Genomic DNA, 1,572 nt, shown 5'->3' with positions numbered 1-1,572 from the left:
GCATGATTACCAGTGACAACTGGGGCAGCTATGCAAGAGAGGTGCCGAAGCAGAAACATCTGACTGGCAAGATCTTCACGCAACGTATAGAGCGCAATAACCTGACGCTCCGTACCCGCATTAAACGACTGGCGCGTAAAACGATTTGCTTCTCGCGCTCTGTCGAGATCCACGAAAAAGTCATCGGAGCTTTCATCGAAAAACACATGTTCTACTAATTGGAGTCATTACCCGCCCGTTATTGGCGGATACCCCGGCCGGGAAATTGACGCTGGTCATCGAGCGCAACGGTCAACAGCGCACGCTGCAATTATAGCGCCAAGCGCGGCGGCGACATCACTCGCCGCGCCATTGGCATCATTGTCATCTAACTGTCATATTTCGTACATCTTGCTGTCACCAAACTGACCTATTTTCCCTCCTGCACGGCAGTCATCTTTACTAACAACAAGTAACTGACGTCGACATTTTTATCCCACAGGAGGGATTATGAAACTGATTCGTACCACCCTAGCCGGTATGGTTGCAGCCTCTTTCTCGATGGCGGCGGTGCCCGCTTTTGCCGCCGCCAACCTGACCGGTGCAGGTGCGACCTTTCCGGCGCCGGTTTACGCTAAATGGGCGGATTCTTATCAAAAATCCACCGGCGTAAAAGTCAATTATCAGGGCATCGGTTCTTCCGGCGGAGTAAAACAAATCATCGCCAATACCGTTGATTTCGGAGCTTCTGACGCACCGCTCAGCGATGAACAGCTTAATAAAGATGGCCTGTTCCAATTCCCCACCGTTATCGGCGGCGTGGTTCTGGCTATTAACGTGCCGGGAATAAAAAGCGGTGAGCTGACGTTGGACGGTAAAACGCTGGGTGACATCTACCTCGGTCAAATCAAAAAATGGAATGACCCGGCGATCACCAAACTCAACCCCGGACTGAATTTGCCGGATCAGGCGATTGCGGTGGTACGCCGCGCTGATGGTTCAGGCTCCTCGTTCGTCTTTACCAGCTATCTCGCCAAAGTCAGTCCCGACTGGAAACAGAAAATCGGCGCGGGCTCAACGGTCAACTGGCCGGTCGGTTTGGGTGGTAAAGGCAATGACGGCGTGGCCGCTTTCGTACAGCGTTTACCCGGTGCCATTGGTTATGTGGAATATGCCTATGCCAAACAAAACCACCTGGCCTACACCAAATTGATCACCGCCGATGGTAAGCCGGTATCGCCCACCGAGCAAAATTTCAGCGCGGCGGCGAAGGGCGCCGATTGGGAAAGCTCCTTCGCCCAGGACCTGAATAACCCCGAGTTTATTAGAGAGTAATTTTGGCAATACTACGCCGCTTCCTCTGATGCTAATTGCAAAGCGTAATAGTTCATTTCGGCTTCAGTAGGAGGGATGTAACCCAGCCGCCCGAGCAGCCTTCTGTTGTTGTACCAGTCCACCCAGTCCACCCAGTCCACCCAGTCCAGCGTGGCCAACTCCACTTCCGTCCGGTTTTTCCAGCTCCCGCGGTGGATAACCTCCGTTTTGTACAACCCGTTGATACTCTCTGCCATCGCATTATCGTAGGAGTCGCCG

Annotated in this window: 2 protein-coding genes and 1 pseudogene; 2 read left to right on the top strand and 1 reads right to left on the bottom strand. The window is 53.1% G+C overall.

The features are described 5' to 3' along the window. Both CINSTRO3249_RS15725 and pstS read left to right on the top strand, forming a co-directional pair. Positions 1-218 (top strand): IS1 family transposase (locus CINSTRO3249_RS15725; RefSeq protein WP_217265391.1); only part of this gene is annotated, 218 nt, incomplete at its 5' end. A gap of 271 nt (positions 219-489) precedes the next feature. Continuing rightward, positions 490-1,293: pseudogene (pstS, locus tag CINSTRO3249_RS15720) on the top strand (phosphate ABC transporter substrate-binding protein PstS); the annotation flags it as partial. A gap of 32 nt (positions 1,294-1,325) precedes the next feature. Here pstS and CINSTRO3249_RS15715 read toward each other — a convergent pair. After that, positions 1,326-1,572 (bottom strand): integrase core domain-containing protein (locus tag CINSTRO3249_RS15715; RefSeq protein ID WP_143146887.1); only part of this gene is annotated, 247 nt, incomplete at its 5' end.

This window comes from Candidatus Sodalis sp. SoCistrobi, from assembly GCF_900143145.1.
GTDB lineage: Bacteria > Pseudomonadota > Gammaproteobacteria > Enterobacterales > Enterobacteriaceae > SoCistrobi.
Note: the sequence above shows the minus strand (reverse complement) of the source record. Positions and strands in the feature narration are given on the sequence as shown.